This is a genomic window from Streptomyces sp. NPDC031111 (genome assembly GCF_055570675.1).
In genome coordinates, this window is record NZ_JBVIGS010000016.1 from 156999 (window position 1) to 177951 (window position 20953).

Annotated in this window: 19 protein-coding genes; 8 read left to right on the plus strand and 11 right to left on the minus strand. The window is 71.3% G+C overall.

Features of this window, described 5'->3' with window-relative positions; all coding sequences use genetic code 11:
- Positions 1-57: 57 nt before the first annotated feature.
- The 6 genes from hflX to miaA form a co-directional block, all read right to left on the minus strand.
- Positions 58-1551 (minus strand): GTPase HflX, encoded by a 1494-nt coding sequence (hflX, locus tag ACZ470_RS29235; RefSeq protein WP_468432007.1) that lies wholly within the window; start codon positions 1549-1551, stop codon positions 58-60.
- A gap of 158 nt (positions 1552-1709) precedes the next feature.
- Entirely contained in the window at positions 1710-3311 is a 1602-nt protein-coding gene (locus tag ACZ470_RS29240) for a M1 family metallopeptidase (RefSeq protein ID WP_468432009.1), read from the minus strand.
- Positions 3312-3435: 124 nt separating this feature from the next.
- Positions 3436-5598: a RelA/SpoT family protein gene (locus ACZ470_RS29245; protein ID WP_468432011.1), complete on the minus strand. Its 2163-nt coding sequence runs from the start codon at positions 5596-5598 to the stop codon at positions 3436-3438.
- 288 nt (positions 5599-5886) lie between these two features.
- Positions 5887-6768: a diaminopimelate epimerase gene (gene dapF / locus ACZ470_RS29250; protein ID WP_468432013.1), complete on the minus strand. Its 882-nt coding sequence runs from the start codon at positions 6766-6768 to the stop codon at positions 5887-5889.
- A 62-nt stretch (positions 6769-6830) separates the two neighbouring features.
- Positions 6831-7334, minus strand: a complete 504-nt coding sequence (locus ACZ470_RS29255; protein WP_468432085.1) for a hypothetical protein — start codon at positions 7332-7334, stop codon at positions 6831-6833.
- Positions 7335-7442: 108 nt separating this feature from the next.
- On the minus strand, positions 7443-8381 hold the full coding sequence (gene miaA, locus ACZ470_RS29260) for a tRNA (adenosine(37)-N6)-dimethylallyltransferase MiaA (protein ID WP_468432015.1): 939 nt from the start codon (positions 8379-8381) through the stop codon (positions 7443-7445).
- Between the two features lie 182 nt (positions 8382-8563).
- Here miaA and ACZ470_RS29265 point away from each other — a divergent pair, with 182 nt between their 5' ends.
- Together ACZ470_RS29265 and ACZ470_RS29270 are read left to right on the plus strand one after the other, a co-directional pair.
- Complete coding sequence (locus ACZ470_RS29265) at positions 8564-8833, plus strand: hypothetical protein (protein WP_468432017.1); 270 nt, start codon at positions 8564-8566, stop codon at positions 8831-8833.
- Positions 8834-8856: 23 nt separating this feature from the next.
- The gene (locus ACZ470_RS29270) at positions 8857-9129 is read left to right on the plus strand and encodes an antitoxin (protein ID WP_468432018.1); all 273 of its coding nucleotides are present in this window, start codon (positions 8857-8859) and stop codon (positions 9127-9129) included.
- Between the two features lie 94 nt (positions 9130-9223).
- On the opposite strand, the gene ACZ470_RS29275 is transcribed toward ACZ470_RS29270, so the two are convergent.
- From ACZ470_RS29275 to ACZ470_RS29285, 3 genes are all read right to left on the minus strand, one after another.
- Positions 9224-9940 (minus strand): class III extradiol dioxygenase subunit B-like domain-containing protein, encoded by a 717-nt coding sequence (locus ACZ470_RS29275; protein ID WP_468432020.1) that lies wholly within the window; start codon positions 9938-9940, stop codon positions 9224-9226.
- Between the two features lie 65 nt (positions 9941-10005).
- Positions 10006-11523 carry a tRNA (N6-isopentenyl adenosine(37)-C2)-methylthiotransferase MiaB gene (miaB, locus tag ACZ470_RS29280; RefSeq protein ID WP_468432022.1) on the minus strand — a complete coding sequence of 506 codons (1518 nt, stop codon included), beginning with the start codon at positions 11521-11523 and terminating at the stop codon, positions 10006-10008.
- 177 nt (positions 11524-11700) lie between these two features.
- On the minus strand, positions 11701-12108 hold the full coding sequence (locus ACZ470_RS29285) for a pyrophosphohydrolase domain-containing protein (protein WP_468432024.1): 408 nt from the start codon (positions 12106-12108) through the stop codon (positions 11701-11703).
- 93 nt (positions 12109-12201) lie between these two features.
- Here ACZ470_RS29285 and ACZ470_RS29290 point away from each other — a divergent pair, with 93 nt between their 5' ends.
- A complete protein-coding gene (locus ACZ470_RS29290) occupies positions 12202-13197 on the plus strand; it encodes a TAXI family TRAP transporter solute-binding subunit (RefSeq protein ID WP_468432026.1) in 996 nt (331 codons plus the stop codon).
- On the opposite strand, the gene ACZ470_RS29295 is transcribed toward ACZ470_RS29290, so the two are convergent.
- Positions 13176-14609 carry a sensor histidine kinase gene (locus ACZ470_RS29295; RefSeq protein ID WP_468432028.1) on the minus strand — a complete coding sequence of 478 codons (1434 nt, stop codon included), beginning with the start codon at positions 14607-14609 and terminating at the stop codon, positions 13176-13178. The two genes, ACZ470_RS29290 and ACZ470_RS29295, sit on opposite strands and share 22 nt — an antisense overlap.
- Positions 14610-14618: 9 nt before the next feature.
- Positions 14619-15305, minus strand: a complete 687-nt coding sequence (locus ACZ470_RS29300; RefSeq protein ID WP_468432029.1) for a response regulator transcription factor — start codon at positions 15303-15305, stop codon at positions 14619-14621.
- Between the two features lie 285 nt (positions 15306-15590).
- Between ACZ470_RS29300 and ACZ470_RS29305 the strand changes: the two genes are divergently transcribed.
- The 5 genes from ACZ470_RS29305 to ACZ470_RS29325 all read left to right on the plus strand — a co-directional run bounded on the left by ACZ470_RS29305 (position 15591) and on the right by ACZ470_RS29325 (position 20893).
- Positions 15591-16367 carry an amino acid ABC transporter ATP-binding protein gene (locus tag ACZ470_RS29305; protein WP_468432032.1) on the plus strand — a complete coding sequence of 259 codons (777 nt, stop codon included), beginning with the start codon at positions 15591-15593 and terminating at the stop codon, positions 16365-16367.
- 82 nt (positions 16368-16449) lie between these two features.
- A complete protein-coding gene (locus tag ACZ470_RS29310; RefSeq protein ID WP_468432034.1) occupies positions 16450-17298 on the plus strand; it encodes a glutamate ABC transporter substrate-binding protein in 849 nt (282 codons plus the stop codon).
- Positions 17299-17409: 111 nt separating this feature from the next.
- Positions 17410-18087 carry an amino acid ABC transporter permease gene (locus tag ACZ470_RS29315; RefSeq protein WP_468432036.1) on the plus strand — a complete coding sequence of 226 codons (678 nt, stop codon included), beginning with the start codon at positions 17410-17412 and terminating at the stop codon, positions 18085-18087.
- The gene (locus ACZ470_RS29320; protein ID WP_468432038.1) at positions 18084-18986 is read left to right on the plus strand and encodes an amino acid ABC transporter permease; all 903 of its coding nucleotides are present in this window, start codon (positions 18084-18086) and stop codon (positions 18984-18986) included. Before ACZ470_RS29315 ends, ACZ470_RS29320 begins: the two co-directional genes overlap by 4 nt.
- Before the next feature lie 293 nt (positions 18987-19279).
- Positions 19280-20893 carry an FAD-dependent monooxygenase gene (locus ACZ470_RS29325; RefSeq protein ID WP_468432039.1) on the plus strand — a complete coding sequence of 538 codons (1614 nt, stop codon included), beginning with the start codon at positions 19280-19282 and terminating at the stop codon, positions 20891-20893.
- Positions 20894-20953: the final 60 nt, after the last annotated feature.

A 20953-nucleotide genomic window follows, 5' to 3' on the forward strand; every position in this document is an offset into this window, starting at 1 on the left:
GGAAGGCCCGCCCCCGCGGTGAGCGGGGAGCGGGCCTTTCGCTCCATGGTGAGCCGGTCAGCCGGCCGGAGTGGGAACGTACGGCGTGAGTTCCGCCGCCAGCTCCTCGTGCACCCGGACCTTGAGCAGGGTGCCCTCCGGGGTGTGCTCCTCGGAGATCACCTCGCCCTCGTCATGGGCGCGGGCGACCAGCTTGCCGTGGGTGTACGGCACGAGGGCCTCGATCTCCACGGCGGGACGGGGCAGCTCGTTGTCGATGAGCGCGAGCAGCTCCGTGATGCCCCGGCCGGTGCGGGCCGAGACCGCGAGCGAGCGCTTCTCCACTCGCAGCAGTCGCTGGAGCGTCAACGGGTCCGCCGCGTCGGCCTTGTTGATCACGACGATCTCGGGTACGTCGGTGGCGCCGACGTCCCTGATCACCTCGCGCACGGCCGCCAGCTGCTCCTCCGGGAACGGGTGCGAACCGTCCACCACGTGCAGGATCAGATCGGCGTCGCCGACCTCCTCCATCGTGGAGCGGAACGCCTCGACCAGGTGGTGCGGCAGATGCCGGACGAAGCCGACCGTGTCGGCCAGCGTGTACAGCCGGCCGCTCGGGGTCTCGGCCCGGCGCACGGTCGGGTCGAGGGTCGCGAACAGGGCGTTCTCGACCAGGACGCCCGCGCCGGTGAGGCGGTTGAGCAGCGAGGACTTGCCGGCGTTGGTGTAGCCCGCGATGGCCACGGACGGCACCTTGTTGCGCCGGCGCTCCTGCCGCTTGATCTCGCGGCCGGTCTTCATCTCCGCGATCTCCCGGCGCATCTTCGCCATCTTCTCGCGGATCCGGCGCCGGTCCGTCTCGATCTTGGTCTCACCGGGACCACGGGTGGCGAGGCCGCCGCCCTTGCCGCCGCCCATCTGCCGGGACAGCGACTGACCCCAGCCTCGCAGCCGCGGCAGCATGTACTGCATCTGCGCGAGCGCGACCTGCGCCTTGCCCTCTCGGGACTTGGCGTGCTGGGCGAAGATGTCGAGGATCAGGGCCGTACGGTCGATGACCTTGACCTTGACGACGTCCTCGAGGTGGATCAGCTGTCCGGGGCTGAGCTCACCGTCGCAGATGACGGTGTCCGCGCCCGTCTCGAGCACGATGTCGCGCAGCTCCTCGGCCTTGCCGGAGCCGATGTAGGTGGCGGCGTCGGGCTTGTCGCGGCGCTGGATCACGCCGTCGAGCACGAGGGCGCCGGCCGTCTCCGCCAGGGCGGCGAGCTCCGCCAGGGAGTTGTCCGCGTCCTGCACGGTTCCCGAGGTCCACACCCCGACGAGCACGACGCGCTCCAGGCGGAGCTGCCGGTACTCGACCTCGGTGACGTCCTCGAGTTCGGTGGAGAGGCCCGCGACACGGCGCAGGGCCGCACGCTCGGAGCGGTCGAACTGCTCGCCGTCCCGCTCTCCGTCGACATCGAGGCTCCAGGCGACGTCCTCTTCCATCAGGGCATCGGCCCGAAGACCCTCGGGGTAGGTGTGCGCGAGGCGCTTGGTGTCCTGGGAAGGGGAAGAAGAGGAGGTCATTGGGTCCTTACGTCGTCGGTGACTCGTATGCGGTGACGGAGCCGGTCCGTGGGACTCTCCGTCACTCTCCACAACGTCCGGGTGCCCCGGGAGATTCCCGGGTCCGTGGTGTGCGGACCTGACGATGGTCGCACGGTACGGCTCGTCTCGTCACCGTGTTATTCCCGGCTCGCGCCCGGTCGATGCGCGGGCGTGACCGGACGCCGGGCGGGCGTGGTGGACCGGGCCCCGGACCGCCATTCCGGGTGTCCCGGCATCGGCGGGGTCGTGGCCCCGTACAGCCAGGGGTGCAGGAAGCCGGTCAGGTCGTGGCCGGCTACGTGGGACGCGAGCCGGACGAAGTCGGCGGTCGAGGCCGTGCCGTCGCGGTGGCGGACGACCCAGTCGCGCTCCAGGCGCTCGAAGGCGGTGCGGCCGATCTCCTGGCGCAGGGCGTACAGCACGAGCGCGGCCCCGGCGTAGATGTTCGGCCGGAAGATGCCGAGCTGCCGGCCGGGGTCCGGCGGCTTGGGCGCGGCGGGCGGTCCGCCGGACGCGCGCCAGCCGTCGGAGGCCTCGTAGGCGTCCTTCATACGGGCCTCCAGGGACCTGCCGCCCCGCTCCTCCGCGTACAGCGCCTCGTACCAGGTGGCGTGCCCCTCGTTGAGCCACAGGTCGGACCAGGTGCGGGGGCTGACGCTGTTGCCGAACCACTGGTGGGCCAGCTCGTGCACCATGATCGACTCGACGTACCAGGCGGGGAGGGCGGGATCGGTGAACAGGTCCCGTTCGAAGAGGGAGAGCGTCTGGGTCTCCAGCGCGAAGCCGGTGGACGCGTCGGCCAGCAGCAGGCCGTAGGTCTCGAACGGGTAGCGGCCGGCCCGCTCCTCCATCCAGGCGATCTGGGCCGGGGTCCTGGCCAGCCACGGTTCGAGCTTCGCACGGTGCGCGGTGGGGACGACGTCCCGGAGCGGCAGCCCGTTCGGGCCGGTGCGGCGCAGGACCGTGGAGCGGCCGATGGAGACCTGGGCGAGTTCGGTGGCCATGGGATGGCGGGTCCGGTACGTCCATGTGGTGACCCCGCGCGTGCGGGCGACCTCGGCCGGCAGCCCGTTCGCGACGGCCGTGTCGCCGTCGGGGGCGGTGATCCGAAAGGTGAACATCGCCTTGTCGGAGGGGTGGTCGTTGCAGGGGAAGACCAGGTGGGCGGCGTCGGCCTGGTTGGCCATCACGAGACCGTCCGCGGTGCGCACCCAGCCGCCCTCGCGGTCCTCGTCGGCCACCGGGTCGCTGGTGTGCCGGACGGTGATACGGGTCCGCTCGCCCTCGTCCAGACCGTCCACGGGGGTGATCACGAGGTCCTCGCCGGCGCCGGTGAAGACGGCCGGATCGCCGTCGACCTCGACGGAGTGAACCGTTCCGCGGGCGAAGTCGAGGTTGATCCGTTCCAGGTCGGCGGTGACGCGGGCGTCGATGGTGGTGACGCCCCGCAGCGGCCGGTCGTTGCGGCCGGGGTAGTCGAGGCCGATGTCGTACGCCAGCACGTCGTATCCGGGGTTGCCCAGGTACGGGAAGAGGCGGTCGCCGACGCCGAGGGGAACGGCGGGGGCGCTCGCGGCGAGCAGGCAGACCGAGACGGCGGAGGCGAGCAGCGCGGCGGCCGGCCGCCGTGCGCGACCGACCCTGACGCGAGGGTCCCGGCCGTGGGATGCCCGACTGTGACGGTGCGGGCCGCGCGGGGGCTTCTCCCGCGGGCCGTCGCTGTGGGGGGTGAGCGGCATGCCCCACGGCTATCAGCGCGCGCGTGTGGCGTGGCGACGGCGCGCTTCCGACCCACCCGATCGGGTAATCACACCGCAGCTCCGATGCGCCGGGTGGTGGCGACGCCCCCGGTCGAGGTCCGGGTCAGGCCCCCGGCGCCTGCCGCTGGGCCCGGCTCACGTCGTACACGCCCGCCACGTCGCGCATCGCGCGCATGAGGGCGGGCAGCCGCGCGGCGTCCGGCAGCTGCACGGTGTAGGTGTGCCGCACCTGCTGGCGGTCCGGGGGTTCGACGGTCGCGGAGACGATCTCGGCGCCTTCGAGGGCCATGGCCTCGGTGAGGTCCGCGAGCAGATGGGGCCGGACGAACGACTCCGCGACCAGCGTGACCCGGCACTCGGCGCCCTCCCCCCAGCGCGCCCCGACCTCCGCGCGCCCCGCGCTCTTCATGCGCGCCACCGCGGCGCACTCCACCCGGTGCACGGTGACGGCTCCCCCGCGCACGGCGAAGCCGGTCACCTCGTCCGGCGGTACGGGCGTACAGCAGCCGGCGAGCCGTACGGTCGCGTCGGCGCGGTCGACCAGGACCTGGGCGGCCGTGGGGCGGCCGGGCTGCGGAGCGTCCGCCTCCGGTGACGGGGCGGGGTCGTCGGCCAGGGGCCGGGCAGCCGTGTCCCGTTCGGTCCCGGGGGCCTCGTCCTGCGCGGGGTGGGCGGCCAGCCACCGCTGGATGGCGATCCGGGCCGCGGGGGTGTGGGCGTGCTCCAGCCACTCCCGGGAGGGCTCGGAGGCCGCGTCCTGCCCCATGAGCAGCTGGACGGTGTCGCCGTCCTTGAGGACGGTGCTCAGCGTCGCCAGCCGGCCGTTGACCCGGGCCCCGATGCACGCGTGCGCGTCCTCGCCGTACTGCGCGTAGGCGGCGTCCACGCACGTCGCCCCCTCGGGCAGGCCCAGCGTGCCCCCGTCCGGGCGGAAGACGGTGATCTCGCGGTCCTGGGCGAGGTCCTCGCGCAGGGTGGACCAGAAGGTGTCGGGGTCGGGCGCGGCCCGCTGCCAGTCCAGCAGCCGGGAGAGCCAGCCGGGCCGGGTGGGGTCGACGCGTTCGCCGTCGCTCGCGGACTGCTCCTCCGGCGGGGCGGCGTACGGGTTGCCCAGGGCGACGACTCCGGCCTCGGCGACCTTGTGCATCTGGTGGGTGCGGATGAGGACCTCGACGATCTGACCGTCCTCGCCGGCCACGGCGGTGTGCAGCGACTGGTACAGGTTGAACTTCGGTACGGCGATGAAGTCCTTGAACTCCGAGACCACGGGCGTCAGACAGGTGTGCAGCTCACCGAGGACGCCGTAGCAGTCGGCGTCCTCGTTCACCAGCACCAGCAGACGGCCGAAGTCGGCGCCGCGCAGCGGCCCGCGTTTGCGGGACACGCGGTGCACGGAGACGAAGTGGCGCGGGCGGATGAGGACTTCGGCGGCGATGTCGGCCTCGCGGAGCACCCTGCGCACCTCGTCGGCGACCTCGGCGAGCGGGTCGTCCGCGCGGGCGGCGTTGCGGACGATCAACTCCCGTGTCCGCTCGTACTCGTCGGGGTGGAGGATGGCGAAGACCAGGTCCTCCAGTTCCGTCTTGAGCGCCTGCACACCGAGCCGTTCGGCGAGCGGGATCAGGACGTCCCGGGTCACCTTGGCGATGCGTTCCTGCTTCTCGGGGCGCATCACGCCGAGGGTGCGCATGTTGTGCAGCCGGTCGGCGAGTTTGATCGACATCACGCGGACGTCGTTGCCGGTGGCGACGAGCATCTTGCGGAAGGTCTCGGGTTCGGCGGCGGCGCCGTAGTCGACCTTCTCCAGTTTGGTGACGCCGTCGACGAGGTAGCGGACCTCCTCGCCGAACTGCTCGCCGACCTGCTCCAGCGTCACATCGGTGTCCTCGACGGTGTCGTGGAGCAGGGAGGCGGTCAACGTGGTGCTCTCGGCGCCGAGTTCGGCGAGGATCAGGGTCACGGCGAGCGGGTGCGTGATGTACGGCTCGCCGCTCTTGCGCATCTGGCCGCGGTGGGAGGACTCGGCCAACAGGTAGGCGCGGCGCAGGGGTTCGAGGTCGGCGTCGGGGTGGTGCGCGCGATGGGCCTCGACCACGTGGCCGATGGCGTCGGGGAGCCGGTCGCGGGTGCCGGGGCCGAGCAGCGCGGCGCGGCCCAGTCGGCGCAGGTCGAGCCGGGGGCGGGCCTTCCTGCGCGACCCCGTGGGTGTGACGTGACCCGAGGTCACAGGGCCTGGGCTCGCAGGATTCACGGCCTCCGCGTTCATGGGCACCTCCGGCTGCGTGGACCGGCGGACGGCGTGCCCCAGGGCGGACTCGGGCTCAGGAGACGGCGTTCGTCCCCCGTCCGGGCCGGTGCTTGATGCTACCGAGCCGGACCCCCTCGGACCGGCCGCCTCCGGCCGAGCGTGAAACGGATCACCCCATTGAGCGAAGGTCGATCGGAGGTCGTTTTCACGCCATCGGGTCCACGGCCCGCCATGATCTTGAAGGCGATCACCCTCCCGGCACCTGCGGATGTCGCCGCCGCGCAGGCCGGGAGCTGTGATGCCGAGTCAACGCCCCGGCCGACGAAGGGCGTTCTCCAGCCACTCGGTCTCGATCACGCCCTCGGCGACGATCTCCGCCGGGCCGGTCATCTCGATCTCGCCGTCGGCCCGTTCGGTGATCACCAGGGTGCCGCCGGGCACGTCCACGGTGTACGTCGCCGGGGTTCCGGTGACGCTCGGGTCGACGCCGTCGCGGCGGGCGGTGGCCACGGCGACCGCACATGCTCCCGTGCCGCAGGAACGGGTCTCGCCCGCTCCGCGCTCGTGCACCCGCAGCGCCACGTGCCGGGGACCGCGGTCGACGACGAACTCCACGTTCACACCGTCCGGGTAGGCGGCGGCCGGGCTGAAGGGGGGCGCGGTGAACAGGTCGCCCGCGTGCGCGAGGTCCTCCACGAACGCCACGGCGTGCGGGTTGCCCATGTTCACGTTCCGCGCGGGCCAGCTGCGCTCGCCGACGCTCACGGTGACGTCGCCCTCGGGCAGCAGCGCCCTGCCCATGCCAACGGTGACGTCACCCTCCTTCGCGATGTGCACGCTCTTCACGCCCCCGCGCGTGGCCACCGCGATGTCGCCCTCGGTGGCGTGGCCGGCGCGCTGGAGGTAGCGCGCGAACACACGCACTCCGTTGCCGCACATCTCCGCGATCGAGCCGTCGCCGTTGCGGTAGTCCATGAACCACTCGGCCTCGTCGGCCATGGCCTTCGCCTCGGGGTGAGCCGCGGACCGCACGACGTGCAGCAGTCCGTCGCCGCCGATGCCCGCGCGGCGGTCGCACAGGGCGGCGACCGCAGCCGGGGAGAGGTCGATGGCGTTCTCGGGGTCCGGGACGATCACGAAGTCGTTCTCCGTGCCGTGGCCCTTGAGGAAGGCGATCCGCGTGCTCATACCCCGATCGTACGAGAGCGTTCCGCGGGGGGCCGCCGAAGGGTGGTGGGGAGCCCGGCCGCTCAGCGGAGCCGGGCGACCCGCCAGACCGCCAAGGCCACCACGGCGGCGACCAGCACGGCGTAGGCGGCGACGACCCGCCAGTCGGGTCTGCGTCCGGAGCCGCGGGTCGGCAGCCCCGGCCAGGTGTGGCCCACCCTGCGGGCGGCCATCATGCCCCAGCCCGCCGAGCAGGAGCAGATCAGCAGCCCCAGCATGGCGATCACCGCGCCGCTGTCGCCGAAGTCGAAGGCGAGCGGGAAGGCGAACATCAGGGAGCCGACCGCGGCCAGTCCGACGATGGGCGCGAGCTGCCAGATGCGCAGCCGGCGCTGCGGGCGCAGCTCCACCTCGACCTCGTCGCCGCCCGCGAACATCTCGTCCGGCTCGGGGCCGTCGTCGGTCACGCCGCCCTGCGTCTCGTCGGGCCCGTCAGGGCTGAGACGGTCGGTTTCCTGCTCCGGTGCACCCCGCTCGGTGGTGAGGTGTTCGGTGCCGTGTGCGGTGTCGCGAGGGCCGGCCTCCATCGCCACGCGCCCTCCCAACTTGGACTCCACTTGGTCGATCGAAGCTCGATGATGGCATGGCGCCACAGGCCCGGATGACGGCCTGGGCGTCCCGATGCCAGGACGTGATCAGGCTGTAACCGGTCGTTCGACCAACGACATCGCGAGCTGCGGAAGTTCCCTGAGGTCCGCCGCGGCCCCACTCAACCAGTGCACCCGGGGATCGCGCCTGAACCATGAATCCTGACGGCGCGCGAAGCGCTTGGTGGCACGGACGGTCTCGGACCGCGCCTCCTCGAGGGTGCACTCCCCGGCGAGCGCCGCGAGCACCTGCTGGTAGCCGAGGGCGCGCGACGCCGTACGCCCCTGGCGCAACCCGTGCGCCTCCAGTGCGCGCACTTCGTCCACGAGACCGGCCTCCCACATCCGGTCGACCCGGAGGGCGATGCGCTCGTCCAGTTCGGGGCGGGACACGTCGACGCCGATCTGGAGCGTGTCGTAGACCGAGTCGTGGCCCGGGAGATTGGCCGTGAAGGGCCTTCCGGTGATCTCGATCACCTCGAGCGCGCGGACGATGCGGCGGCCGTTGCTCGGCAGGATGGCGCGTGCGGCCTCGGGGTCCGCGACGGCGAGGCGCGCGTGCAGCGCCCCCGGCCCGCGCAGTGTGAGCTCCTCCTCCAGCCGGCCCCTGACCTCGGGGTCGGTGCCCGGGAACTCCAGGTTGTCGACGGCGCCGCGCACATAGAGGCCGGACCCTCCGACGAGGACGGGCCAGCGCCCCTCGGCGAGCAGCGCGTCGATCCGCTCCCGGGCCAGCCGCTGGTACTCGGCGACGGACGCGGTGACGGTGACGTCCCAGATGTCCAGGAGGTGGTGCGGGACGCCGCCGCGTTCCTCCGGCGTCAGCTTGGCGGTGCCGATGTCCATCCCCCGGTAGAGCTGCATGGAGTCGGCGTTGACGACTTCGCCGCCGAGCCGCTGGGCAAGAAAAACGCCCAGATCGGACTTTCCGGCCGCGGTGGGTCCGACGACGGCGATGACGCGGGGGGCGTGGGGTGCGCTGCTCACTGATCCAGTCTCGCAAACCTCCCCACCCGCCCCCGAACGGGTTACGTGACGCGGCGGTCACCGGGTCGTTGCCCGTTGCGAGGTTCCAGCCGCCGGACGCCGGGGGCGGCGGCCCGGGTCACACGAATGGACACACCGGGCAACGCGGTATTTCGCCCGCACGAGTAATGTATGGAGTTGATATGGGCGTTTTTGCACGGCTTTTTCGGAGGTCGAAGGCCACGGAGGAGACGCGGACCGCCGAGGCCCGGGCCGACGGGGCGACGGCCGAGCCCGGTGCGGGGGACGCGGCCGGGTCCGCGGAACCGAAGGATTCGGGCGAGGTGCCGGAGACCACCGGGGCAGCGGAGAAGGAGGCCGGCCAGGTCCCCGGCACCGACACCGTCGAGATCCCGAAGCAGCAGTCCGCCGAGGCCGCCGACAGCGAGACCGGTGAGGGCGCCCGCACGTAGATCGCCGCGAGGGAAGGTACGTCATGGGTCTGCTGGACAATCTGAAGGCCAAACTCGGCCCGGCCAAGGACAAGGTCTCCGACCTCGCGCACCAGCACGAGGACAAGATCCAGCACGGCCTGGACAAGGCCGCGCGGACCGTCGACGAGCGGACCAAGGGCAAGTACAGCGACCGGATCCAGTCGGGTACGGGCAAGGCCAAGGGTGCCGTGGACCGACTCGCGCACAAGAACGACCCCGGCCCCGACGCGGGCGGCACCACCACACCGCCGGCCGGGCCCCCGCCCACTTCCTGAACGGTACGGCGGGCGCTACGGAGCGATACACGGACGGACGGCCGGGAGCACAGGAGGGCTCCCGGCCGTCCGCCGTTCTTCCGGCGGTGCCCGCCTACGACCAGGTCGCGACGAGGTATCCGACCCCGTACGGGGCGTCCTCGTGGAGGAGGGCGCCCCCCAGGTCGGGGTTCCCGGCGGCCGCGCCGGCGAGCACCTGCCAGGGGGCACGGCCGGACACCTTCAGCTCGCGCGCCAGTCCGGTGTCCAGTGCGCGCAGGGCGCCGGTGTCGGCGGCGCCCAACGCGCGCGCGAGTGCCGCGTCGAAGGGGGCCGCACGCTCGTCGAGATAGCCCGGCGCCTTCAGCGTGCGACAGGCGCTGGCGTCGCCCATCACCAGCAGCCCCACCCGCTCCGCCCGGACGGCGAGGGCCTCCCCCTCTTCGATACACCGCTCGGCGGTGAGAGGTTCCCCCACCGCCAGTCCCTCGACGGGGGCGTCCGCCCATCCGGTGCGGCCCAGCAGCCAGGCACCCACGGCGAGCCCGTACGGCAGTTCCCGCCCGGCCGGGGTTCCCCTGCCCGGTCCCAGCCGTACGTCGAGGTCGACGCCGAAGCCCCGGAAGGATCCCGGGGTCCCCTCCGGGTAGGTCTCGGTCCCGGCACCGTCCCCCGGCCCGACGACCACGAGCAGCTCGGGCCGGGCGGCGGCGAGCACACCCAGCGCGTCCACACAGGCGGCACGCGCGGTGTCCAGCTCATGGGCGGCACCCGCGGCGACCTCGGGCACGAGCAGCGGCGGACAGGGGCAGACGGCGGCGGCGACAAGCATGATCGGCAGCCTACTGCGGCAGTCCGGAGCCGCGTCGCCTCGCGGCCCGCCCCGTCGCGGTCCGGTCAGTCGACGGCGCAGCCCCCGGTGACCACCGGCAGCGGCTCGGGCACGCCCAGCGTGGGCAGGCCGAGCATGACGCCCTTCGGCTTGGCGGCCTCGGCGGCGTTCCGCTTCTCCCAGGCGTCGCCCGCGCGGGTGCGGCGCACGTCCAGCACGGCGCCCTCGGCGAGCAGGTGGTGCGGAGCGGCGTAGGTGATCTCGACGGTGACCACGTCGCCGGGGCGCACCTCCTGCTCCGGCTTGGTGAAGTGCACCAGCCGGTTGTCGGGGGCGCGGCCGGAGAGCCGGTGGGTGGCGTCGTCCTTGCGGCCCTCGCCCTCGGCGACCATCAGCTCCAGGGTGCGGCCGACCTGCTTCTTGTTCTCCTCCCAGGAGATCTCCTCCTGGAGGGCGACCAGCCGCTCGTAGCGCTCCTGGACGACCTTCTTGGGGATCTGGCCGTCCATCTCGGCGGCCGGGGTGCCGGGACGCTTGGAGTACTGGAAGGTGAACGCCTGCGCGAAGCGGGCCTCGCGCACGACGTGCATGGTCTGCTCGAAGTCCTCCTCGGTCTCACCGGGGAAGCCCACGATGATGTCGGTGCTGATCGCCGCGTGCGGGATGGCGGCGCGCACCTTCTCGATGATCCCGAGGTAGCGCTCCTGCCGGTAGGAACGGCGCATCGCCTTCAGCACCGGGTCCGAGCCGGACTGGAGCGGCATGTGGAGCTGGGGCATCACGTTCGGCGTCTCGGCCATGGCGGCGATGACGTCGTCGGTGAAGTCGCGCGGGTGCGGCGAGGTGAAGCGGACGCGCTCCAGGCCGTCGATCTTCCCGCAGGCCCGCAGCAGCTTGCTGAACGCCTCGCGGTCCCCGATGTCGGAGCCGTACGCGTTGACGTTCTGGCCGAGCAGGGTGATCTCGGAGACGCCCTCGGCGACCAGGGCCTCGATCTCGGCGAGGATGTCGCCGGGACGCCGGTCCTTCTCCTTGCCGCGCAGCGCCGGGACGATGCAGAAGGTGCACGTGTTGTTGCAGCCGACGGAGATCGACACCCAGGCCGCGTAGGCGCTCTCGCGCCGGGTCGGCAGCGTGGAGGGGAAGGCCTCCAGCGACTCGGCGATCTCGACCTGCGCCTCCTCCTGGACGCGGGCGCGCTCCAGGAGGACCGGCAGCTTGCCGATGTTGTGCGTGCCGAAGACGACGTCGACCCACGGTGCCCGCTTCACGATGGTGTCGCGGTCCTTCTGCGCCAGGCAGCCGCCGACCGCGATCTGCATCCCGGGGCGGCTCGCCTTCTTCGGGGCGAGGTGCCCGAGGTTGCCGTACAGCTTGTTGTCGGCGTTCTCACGGACGGCGCAGGTGTTGAAGACGACGACGTCCGCGTCGCCGTCGGAGCCCTCGGGGGCGCGGACATAGCCCGCGTCCTCCAGCAGTCCGGACAATCGCTCGGAGTCGTGGACGTTCATCTGGCACCCGTAGGTGCGTACTTCATAGGTGCGCGTGCCGCCCACTGACTGGCTCCGGTCGATGCTGCTCATGCCCACAAGGGTAGGCGGTGCCGCGGACAGCCTCGGGCCGCGGCGGGCGTCAGCCCCGTACGGCCAGGTGGCAGGGAGCGGCTGCGTGGGCGTCATGGGCGGAGCGCCCGGCGATCGTGCGGACCGCCGGGCCGAAAATGCGACGAAGTGCGGCTCACCGTCGGCAGGTGTGCCGGCTCAGGATTCGCCGCCCGGCGCCCACCCCTGCCGGCGCAGCACCGCCGACACGTCCGGGGCCTCGTAGTGGGGGCCCTTGAGGACCTTTCCGTCGGGGCGGCGGGTGACCTGGCCGTCGGGGCCCAGCTTGGTCATGTTGGAGCGGTGGATCTCGGCGATCACCGCGTCGAGGTCGATCCCGTGGACCAGCGCCGTGCCGTACGCGACGTAGACGACGTCCGCCAGTTCGTGCGCGAGCCGGTCCAGCGGGCCCGTCACCGACACCTCGGCGACCTCCTCGGCCTCCTCGGCGAGCAGTTCGCCCCGGTGCGCCGCGAGCTCCGGGGGGACCTCGGACGGTGTGTCGCGGGCGTCCAGCCCGAAGGCGCGGTGGAAGTCACGGACCAGGTCGGCGGGCGAAGAACTCATGCCGCGACTGTAGCGGCCGCCACGGACACTCCCCCCGGCCCGCTGTGAGCTCCGCCCTGGTCAGCGGGCACCCGGGCTGGCAGGATCGCGCGCATGTCCCCTGTGCTGTCCCGGATCGGCAGGCGACGTGCCCTGCGGGGCGCGGCCGCCGGTTTCGTGGCGCTCGGACTGCTGCTGTGGTGGCTGGTGCCCTGGGGCGACGGGCCGCCCGGCGGGACGATCACCCTGAGCACGGGCACCCGCGCGGGCGTCTACCAGAAGTACGGCGAGCTGCTGCGTACCTCGCTCGGCAGGCACATGCCCGACCTCGACGTGCGGCTGAAGACGAGTGACGGCTCGCAGGAGAACGTACAGCGCGTGGCCACCGGCCAGGCCGACTTCGCGATCGCCGCGGCCGACGCGGTGGAGACGTACCGGCTGGACCACCGACCGGGCGCGGACCGGCTGCGCGGGGTGGCCCGCCTGTACGACGACTACGTGCAGCTCGCCGTCGCCTCCGACTCGGGCATCCGTTCCGTCGCGGACCTGCGGGGCAAGCGGGTCGCCATAGGGTCCCCCAACTCGGGCGTCCGGCTCATCGCCAACCGGGTGCTCGAGGCGGCCGGCATCGACCCGGAGAAGGACATCCGGCCCTCCGCGGACGGCATCGACACCGGACCGGAGCGGCTCGGCCACGGCCTGGACGCCTTCTTCTGGTCGGGCGGACTGCCCACGGACGGCCTGAAGACCCTCGCCGAGCAGTCCGCGCTGCGGTTCGTGCCGATCGACGCCGACCTCGTCTCCCAGCTGCACCAGCAGGGCGGCGCCACGCGTCACTACCGCGCCACCAACATGCCGGAGTCGGCGTACCCGGGCAGTCAGCTCGGTTCGACCGTCCCGACGATGGCGGTGTCCAACCTCCTCATCACCCGCGCGGACGCGGATCCCCGGCTCACCGAGTGGCTCACCCGCATCGTGCTCAAGAGCAGGGACAACATCGGAGCCCACGTCCACTCCGCCCAGCTGGTCGACGTACGCACCGCGATCTACACCGACCCGCTGCGGCTGCACGAGGGCGCCCGCCGGTACTACCGGTCCGTCAAGCCCTGAGCCGTCGCCTCACCCGTGGGTGCGTTCCTCGGCACCGTCACCGTCACCCGAAGCCCGTGCGGCTCGTGACGCTCGTACGCGATCGAGCCGCCGCCCGCCGCGAGCAGCGCCCGGGAGATGGACAGGCCCAGTCCGGAGCCCTTGATGTTCTGGTGCCGTCCGCTGCGCCAGAAGCGGTCGCCGACGCGGGTCAGCTCCTCCTCGGTCAGTCCCGGGCCGTTGTCGGTGACGACGACGGTGGACGTGTCGCCGTTGGAGGCGACGGTGACCTCGACGGTCTCGTGCTCGGGCGTGAATTTCACCGCGTTGTCGATGACCGCGTCCAGGGCGCTGGACAGCGCCACCGGGTCGGCCCACGCGGTGGTCGGCGGGCAGGTGCCGGTCAGTCGGACGCCCTTGGCCTCGGCGGTGGGCGACCAGGCCGCGACGCGCTCGGCGGCCAGGGCACCGATGTCGGCGACCTGGAGGTTGGCCTCACTGTGCTCGGCGAGCGCCAGGTCGAGCAGGTCGTCCAGGACCTGCGCCAGACGCTTGCCCTCGGCCTGGACGGAGGCGATCTCCTCGTTGCCCTCGGGCAGCTCCAGTGCGAGCAGCTCGATGCGCAGCAGCAGCGCCGAGAGCGGGTTGCGCAGCTGGTGGGAGGCGTCGGCGACGAAGGCGCGCTGCTGCTCCAGCACGCTCTCGACGTTGTCCGCCATCTCGTTGAAGGACCGCGCCAGCCGTCTGAGCTCCGGTGGCCCGCCCGCCGCCGCGACCCGGGACTTCAGCCGCCCCGTGGCGATGTCGTGCGTGGTGGCGTCCAGGATCCGTACGGGCCGGAGCACCCACCCGGTCAGCCGCAGCGCCGCGCCGACCGCCAGCAGCATCGCCGCCGCCTCCCCCGCGGCGATGACCAGCCAGCCCTCCAGGATGCGCGAGCGCATCTGTCCGGTCGGCGAGTCGGTGACCACGACCGCGACGACGTCGCCGTCCCGGATGACCGGTGAGGCCACCACGAGACTCCGCCGCTGCCAGGGCCACACCTGCTCGGGGTCGTGGCTGCGGCGGCTGAGGAGCGCCTCCTCGAAGGCGTCGCGCACCTCCCCGGAGCGGGGCAGGAACCAGTCGTCCGGCGCGTGTGCCATGGGCGAGTCGTTGCGGTAGAAGACGCCCGCGCGGATGCCGTACACCGTGTAGTAGCTGTTGAGCTCGCTGCTGAGCGTCTCGCGCCGCTCGTTGATGTCCGCGCCGGCCGGCTCGGCGGGCTCGGTGACGAACTGGGCGAGGGCCGCGAAGCGTGCCGTGTCGTCGATCCGGTCGACGACGACGCGCTGCTGCTGCGCGCCGGCCAGGCTGACGGCCAGCGGGACGCCGAGGGCGAGCAGGACGGCCGCCATCAGGACGATGAGCAGCGGAAGCAGACGAGTGTGCACCCGGCCCCGCTACGCCGTGGGCGCGACGAGCCGGTAACCGACGCCGCGCACGGTCTCGATGAGGGCGGGCATACGGAGCTTGGCCCGCAGCGAGGCGACGTGCACCTCCAGCGTGCGCCCGGTCCCCTCCCAGCTGGTGCGCCACACCTCGCTGATGATCTGTTCCCGGCGGAAGACCACCCCCGGCCGCTGGGCCAGCAGGGCGAGCAGATCGAACTCCTTGCGGGTGAGCTGGACGGCCGAGCCGTTGACGCTGACCTGGCGGGTCGGCAGCTCGATGCGTACGGGACCGAGCCGCAGCTCGGTCTCCGTGCTGCCCGTGGCCTCCTCGTGGACGGAGCGACGGCTGACGGCGTGGATCCGGGCGAGCAGTTCCCCCGTGTCGTACGGCTTGACCACGTAGTCGTCCGCGCCGAGATTGAGGCCGTGGATGCGGGAACGTACGTCGGACCGCGCGGTGACCATGATCACCGGGGTGCTGGTGCGCTTGCGGATCTTGCCGCAGACCTCGTAACCGTCCTGGTCGGGCAGGCCAAGGTCGAGCAGGACGACGCCGAAGCCGTTGCCCTCGGGGACGAGCGCCTGGAGTGCCTCCTCGCCGCTGCGCGCGTGGGTCACGTCGAACCCGTGCCGCGCCAGAACCGCCGACAGGGCGGCGGCGACGTGGTTGTCGTCCTCGACAAGAAGCAGTCTCACCAGGGCCCCCTTCGGTTCATCGGCCGTACGCTCTCCATGTGTACAAAAACGCGTGCACGCGCGCGTGCACCTTGCAGTGACGCCGATGAACGTGGACGGCGTCAAGAGGGTTCCGGTTGCTCTTTCGTACCGTTACCTCGCCGAAATCACCCCTGCTCACAAGTGCTACGACAGGTGTCCGATTGCTATCGGATCGTGATGCTCAGATTCCCCTCAGATGTAATGACGCAGGTCTGGAGGATTACTACTGTCCTCCGAAACCGAGGAGGACGGAGCCTGAGAGCGATGACCGAAGTATCGGTGGCCAAGGAAGATGTGGCCGCGACCGGCGACCTGGTCGTCCTGAAGAGCGTCAACAAGCACTTCGGCGCGTTGCACGTACTCCAGGACATCGACCTGACGATCGCCCGTGGCGAAGTCGTCGTCGTCATCGGACCCTCCGGGTCCGGGAAGTCCACCCTGTGCCGCACCATCAACCGTCTGGAGACGATCGACTCCGGTTCGATCGCGATCGACGGCAAGCCCCTGCCGGACGAGGGCAAGGGGCTGGCCAGGCTGCGGGCCGACGTGGGGATGGTCTTCCAGTCCTTCAACCTCTTCGCGCACAAGACCGTGCTCGAGAACGTGACGCTGGGCCAGGTCAAGGTCCGCAAGAAGGACAAGAAGGAAGCCGAGGAGCGGGCCCGTGCCCTGCTCGACCGGGTCGGTGTGGGCGCACAGGCGGAGAAGTACCCCGCGCAGCTCTCCGGCGGCCAGCAGCAGCGTGTCGCCATCGCGCGGGCCCTGGCCATGGAGCCGAAGGTCATGCTCTTCGACGAGCCGACGTCGGCTCTCGACCCGGAGATGATCAATGAGGTGCTGGAAGTCATGCAGCAGCTCGCCCGCGACGGCATGACCATGATCGTCGTTACGCACGAGATGGGATTCGCCCGTTCGGCCGCGAATCGCGTGGTGTTCATGGCCGACGGTCGCATCGTCGAACAGGCTTCGCCGGATCAGTTCTTCAGCAATCCGCGCAGCGACCGGGCCAAGGACTTCCTGTCGAAGATCCTTCACCACTGAGGCGCACCTCGCGCCCCGACGACTTGCGTCACCGGACACCGACCGGGCCGCATCACTTCACCAGAGTCAAAGGATGTGCACCATGAAGCTCCGCAAGGTCACCGCCGCCTCGGCCGCCGTGTTCGCTCTTGCCCTGACCGCCACGGCCTGTGGCGGTGACGACAGCGACGACAGCGGTTCGTCGTCCGCCGGTGGTGGCGGCGACAAGATCAAGATCGGCATCAAGTACGACCAGCCCGGTCTGGGCCTGAAGGAGCCGGGCGGTTCCTTCTCCGGCTTCGACGTGGACGTGGCGACCTACGTCGCCAAGGAGCTCGGCTACGAGCCGAACCAGATCGAGTGGGTCGAGACCAAGAGCGCCGACCGCGAGAACGCCCTCTCGCGCGGGGACGTGAAGTTCATCGCGGCGACCTACTCCATCACCGACGAGCGCAAGGAGAAGGTCGACTTCGCCGGTCCGTACCTGCTGGCCCACCAGGACCTGCTGGTGAAGAAGGGCTCGGACATCACCGAGGCCACGGACCTGAACGACAAGAAGCTGTGCTCGGTGGTCGGCTCCACCTCGGCGCAGAACGTCAAGAAGGACTTCGCTCCGGACGCCCAGCTGACTGAGCGCGGCGGCTACTCGGAGTGCCTCTCCGCCCTCCAGAGCGGTGCCGTGGACGCGCTGACCACGGACGACTCGATCCTCGCCGGCTACGCCGCGCAGGACCAGTACAAGGGCCAGTTCAAGCTCGCCGGCCTGAAGCTGAGCAACGAGAACTACGGCGTCGGTGTCAAGAAGGGCGACACCGAGACCGTGAACAAGATCAACGACGCGCTGGAGAAGATGGTCAGCGACGGTTCCTGGGAGAAGGCGGTCGAGGAGAACTTCGGTCCGGCCGAGTACAAGAACGAGCCGGCTCCGCAGATCGGCAACATCGTCAAGTAAGCCCAGGACCGCAACGCGGGGTCTTGAAAGGCGCGCCGCCGTCCGTCGCGATCAGGGCGGCGGCGCGCCGCGTCCGCCACGTAGACCACACACCCGGAAGCGCGGGAGATCGTGTTCGACTTTATTTCTGACTATGACGACCCGTCCTTGCTGGGCGCTTTCTGGGTCACGGTGCAGCTCACCGTCTTCTCGGGCATCGGATCCCTGATCTGGGGCACCCTGCTGGCGGCCATGCGGGTCAGTCCGGTGCCGCTGATGCGTGGTTTCGGCACCGCCTACGTGAACATCGTCCGGAACATTCCTCTGACCGTCATCATCGTCTTCACGTCGCTCGGCCTCGCCGACATCTTCGGCCTGGCGATGGGCGCGCCGGACGACTTCGAGCTCAAGTACTTCCGGCTGGCCGTGCTCGGCCTCGTCGCCTACACCGCTGCCTTCGTCTGCGAGGCGATCCGCTCCGGCATCAACACGGTGCCCGTCGGGCAGGCAGAGGCCGCACGCGCTCTTGGACTGAGCTTCAGCCAGGTCCTCGGGCTCGTCGTGCTGCCGCAGGCGTTCCGCTCGGTCATCGGGCCGCTGGCCAACGTGCTGATCGCGCTGACCAAGAACACGACCGTGGCAGCCACCATCGGCGTGGCGGAGGCCGCGCTGCTGATGAAGGAAATGATCGAGAACGAGGCACAGACGCTGCTCATCGGCGCGGTGTTCGCCTTCGGGTTCGTGGTACTGACCCTGCCCACCGGCCTGTTCCTCAACTGGCTGAGCAAGCGCCTGGCGGTGAAGCGATGACTTCTGTTCTCTACGACGCCCCCGGCCCGAAGGCCAAGCGGCGCAACCTGATCTTCTCGGTCGTCTTCTTCGTCCTGCTCGCCCTGCTGCTGTGGTGGGTCTGGCAGGTGATGGACGACAAGGGGCAGCTGGAGTGGTCCCTCTGGAAGCCCTTCACCACGTCCGAGGCGTGGACGACGTACCTGCTGCCAGGCCTGGCCGACACGCTGAAGGCGGCGGCCCTGTCCATGGTCATCGCCCTCCCACTGGGCGCGATCCTCGGCATCGCACGCATGTCCGACCACCGATGGGTGCGCATCCCGGCCGGCGCGGTGGTCGAGTTCTTCCGGGCCATCCCGGTGCTGCTGCTGATGCTGTTCGCCAACGAGTTCTTCGCCCGTTCCACGGACGTCAGCAGCGCGGACCGGCCCCTGTACGCGGTCGTCACCGGCCTGGTGCTCTACAACGCCTCGGTCCTCGCCGAGGTGGTCCGGGCCGGCATCCTCGCCCTGCCCAAGGGCCAGACCGAGGCGGCCCAGGCGATCGGTCTGCGCAAGAGCCAGACCATGAGCAGCATCCTGCTGCCGCAGGCGGTCACGGTGATGCTCCCGGCGATCGTCAGCCAGCTGGTCGTCATCGTGAAGGACACCGCGCTGGGCGGTGTGATGCTCGGCTTCACCGAGCTGCTGAACTCGCGGGCCACGCTGGCGGCCAACTACGCCAACGTCATCCCCAGCTTCATCGTCGTGGCGATCATCTTCATCGTCCTCAACTTCATCCTCACCTCGTTCGCCTCCTGGCTCGAGGGACGCCTGCGCCGCAGCAAGCGCAGCACGGGCGCCGTGCTCGGTGTGGAGGACGTTGACGACCTCAACGCCGCCGAGATCGGGGGCACGCACGGGGCCGGTGCGGAGAAGTGACGCTCGCCTGACGCTCGAACATGACTGTGGCCCGCCGGATTCCGGCGGGCCACAGTCGTATCGAGTGCCGGCCGTCGTCGACGGGTGCGGAGGAGCCGTACGCCCCGGACTCATGTGATGAACAGTCAGTAGCGTTACGGGCTCGGGCACATTTCATGATCGCCACTGGCCTTCGGTCACTTGACGCAAGCACCGGCAATAGGTTGCATACGTTCTGTGATCGTGCACCCTGCTCCATCTTCCTGTTCCTCCACGTCCCTTCAGACGTCACTTCGAGCAGGGGGCGCCGCGCCGTGGACCCGGTGATCATCGTCGGAGCGGGGCCCGTCGGGTTGACGCTCGCGCTGGCGCTGGCACGTCAGGAGGTGCCGTGCGTGGTCCTCGACGAAGGACCGGGCAAGGACGAACCGCGCCCGGCGCGCACAGTCGTCCTGCGCGAGGACACCGCCGCGCTCGTGGAGCGGCTGACCGGTGTTCCGCTCGACCACGCCGGTGTCCGTTGGGCCGGATGGCGGTCGATGCGGCGCAAGCAGGTGACATCCGAGGTCGTCTTCGGCGAAACCGAGCCCGCTCCCCTGCACATCGCCCAGCACGTCCTGACCGGTGCGTTGCGCGCGGCCCTCGCGGGTGAGCCGCACGTCAGGCTCGCCGTGGACAGCCGTCTGGACTCCCTGGAGCAGGAGGAGTCCGGCGTCACCGCCCACACCCGTGGTCCCAGGGGCACCTGGTGGCGCGGCAGTTACCTGGTCGGCTGCGACGGCCCGCGCTCGACCGTGCGCAAGCTCCAGGACATCCGCTTCCCCGGCCGCACGGCGGTGGAACGTCACGCCGTGGCCGCGCTGCGCACGGAACTCCCCTGGGAGGACGAGGTGTTGCTGCACCGGATGCCGCCGTGGCGTACGTCCGGCCCCTCCGCGGGGGAGATCACCGCGCGTCCGCTGCCGGACGGGGTGTGGCGCCTCGACTGGCTGCTGCCGCCTGGCAAGGACCTGGTCACCCCGGAACTGCTGCTGGCCCGGGTACGGGAGACGCTGGCCGGCTGGACCGACGGTCCGACCCCGCCATACGAACTGCTGGACACCGGTGTCCACACCGTCCACCACCGGCTGGCCCGGCGCTGGCGGGCCGACCGGGTGTTCCTCGCCGGGGACGCGGCCCATCTCCTCGGCGCGCTGGGCACGCACGGGCTGGACGAGGGGCTGCGCGACGCCGACAACCTCTCCTGGAAGCTGGCACTGGCCTGGCACCACGGTCCGCACGAGGCGCTGCTCGACAGCTACCAGACCGAGCGCCGTGCGATCGTCGCCGCCCGGCTGCGCGCCGCCGACCAGGCGCTGCCGCTGGTGCGCGGCGGCGGAGGGCTGCGTTCCTACGTTCCGGGGGCCGCGCGGGGACACGAAACGCTGCTGACGGACGGCCACCTGGGGCGGGGCGCGCTGGGCGCGCCGGGGACGTACGCCGGATCACCGCTCGCTCCCGGCCCGCTGGAGGGCGAGGTGCCCATCGCGACGGCTCCCGGGTCGGCGGTGACGGACGTGCGGGTCACGGCGGAGGACGGCACCTTCGTCCGGCTGCGGGACCGGCTCGGCCGGGGTGCGCTGCTGGTGGTGCTGATCGCGCCGGGCACGGGGGTGTGGGAGCGCCGGCACTGGGTGTCGGCCGGGATCATGCCCCGGCTGGCGGCGGCCGTCTCGGCGCTGCCGCACCGGGCCGAACTGCTGGTCGCCGAGAGTTATCCGGGTGCGGCCGCCCACACGGTGCTGCTGCTGCGCCCCGACGGTCACCTGGTCACGGCCCTGAGCGGGGTCCGCCCCGCGGACCTGTACGCGGCGGCGGAAGCGGTCCTGGGCGGGCCTGCCACGGCGGAGGCGGAGGCCAAGGCCGACGCGGGGGCCGGATCGCGCTGAGCGCGCCGGTCCCGGTCCCGGTCCCGGCGAGTCGTCGTCACCCTGTGGTCCACATGGTGA

What these genes read in the sequence shown, in the direction of transcription:
- ACZ470_RS29320 (WP_468432038.1), top strand. Translation starts at nt 18,084, where the DNA reads ATGACTTCTGTTCTCTACGACGCCCCCGGCCCGAAGGCCAAGCGGCGC.
- dapF (WP_468432013.1), bottom strand. Translation starts at nt 6,768, where the DNA reads ATGAGCACGCGGATCGCCTTCCTCAAGGGCCACGGCACGGAGAACGAC.
- ACZ470_RS29290 (WP_468432026.1), top strand. Translation starts at nt 12,202, where the DNA reads ATGTCCCCTGTGCTGTCCCGGATCGGCAGGCGACGTGCCCTGCGGGGC.
- ACZ470_RS29270 (WP_468432018.1), top strand. Translation starts at nt 8,857, where the DNA reads ATGGGTCTGCTGGACAATCTGAAGGCCAAACTCGGCCCGGCCAAGGAC.
- ACZ470_RS29255 (WP_468432085.1), bottom strand. Translation starts at nt 7,334, where the DNA reads ATGGAGGCCGGCCCTCGCGACACCGCACACGGCACCGAACACCTCACC.
- miaB (WP_468432022.1), bottom strand. Translation starts at nt 11,523, where the DNA reads ATGAGCAGCATCGACCGGAGCCAGTCAGTGGGCGGCACGCGCACCTAT.
- ACZ470_RS29275 (WP_468432020.1), bottom strand. Translation starts at nt 9,940, where the DNA reads ATGCTTGTCGCCGCCGCCGTCTGCCCCTGTCCGCCGCTGCTCGTGCCC.
- ACZ470_RS29245 (WP_468432011.1), bottom strand. Translation starts at nt 5,598, where the DNA reads ATGAACGCGGAGGCCGTGAATCCTGCGAGCCCAGGCCCTGTGACCTCG.
- hflX (WP_468432007.1), bottom strand. Translation starts at nt 1,551, where the DNA reads ATGACCTCCTCTTCTTCCCCTTCCCAGGACACCAAGCGCCTCGCGCAC.
- ACZ470_RS29240 (WP_468432009.1), bottom strand. Translation starts at nt 3,311, where the DNA reads ATGCCGCTCACCCCCCACAGCGACGGCCCGCGGGAGAAGCCCCCGCGC.
- ACZ470_RS29305 (WP_468432032.1), top strand. Translation starts at nt 15,591, where the DNA reads ATGACCGAAGTATCGGTGGCCAAGGAAGATGTGGCCGCGACCGGCGAC.
- ACZ470_RS29285 (WP_468432024.1), bottom strand. Translation starts at nt 12,108, where the DNA reads ATGAGTTCTTCGCCCGCCGACCTGGTCCGTGACTTCCACCGCGCCTTC.
- ACZ470_RS29265 (WP_468432017.1), top strand. Translation starts at nt 8,564, where the DNA reads ATGGGCGTTTTTGCACGGCTTTTTCGGAGGTCGAAGGCCACGGAGGAG.
- ACZ470_RS29310 (WP_468432034.1), top strand. Translation starts at nt 16,450, where the DNA reads ATGAAGCTCCGCAAGGTCACCGCCGCCTCGGCCGCCGTGTTCGCTCTT.